Origin of the sequence: Photorhabdus sp. HUG-39 (assembly GCF_963878365.1) — a bacterium.
GTDB lineage: Bacteria > Pseudomonadota > Gammaproteobacteria > Enterobacterales > Enterobacteriaceae > Photorhabdus > Photorhabdus kayaii.
In genome coordinates this window covers 1-529 of record NZ_CAWNWY010000119.1, presented here as the reverse complement: position 1 = coordinate 529, position 529 = coordinate 1, and the positions used below count along the sequence as shown (strand labels likewise).

Annotated in this window: 1 pseudogene; it reads right to left on the bottom strand. The window is 49.9% G+C overall.

What is annotated here, in order from left to right:
- Positions 1–355: pseudogene (locus AAC155_RS24305) on the bottom strand (VRR-NUC domain-containing protein); the annotation flags it as partial.
- Between the last annotated feature and the right edge of the window lie 174 nt (positions 356–529).

Here is a 529-nt window from a genome sequence, read left to right as displayed (position 1 = left end):
GATTACTGGATTGCGGTAAATTATCACCATAACGCTGCTTAGAGACTTGACTGGTCGCCAGCATAGGCAGAGGAACATCCTTCTTCCCGCGGATAGCAAACACCACTTCCGCTTTATAGGGCCACAGGAAGTCATGCTTAAGCTCCTCAACCTTAATCAACCCACTCATAATGACTTGATTAAGAAAGCGAATAGCCCCCAGTTTGGTGATAATCATTGCCGGCAGACGCAGGGCGTATTCGGCTTTTTCCGCCAGATAACAGGGATCTTCATCGGCGGGAAAGACGCCTATTTCCATTGTGCAGGTGATTGATGTGACAGCCGGGCACATCTTGCCGTTGTTGGATATTGCCATACTTATTCCTCTATAAATTCCATCACATACTCTACCGGCGTGTCATAGCTGGCCCGGTATAAGGTTTGCTTCGGCTTGGGTGTTGCTTCCGGTGAATGCAGTTGCAGATTTTCTTCCGCCGCACTCTGCACAGTCACCGTTCTGCCCAGCGCGTCAGTTTTACCCGGGATGACC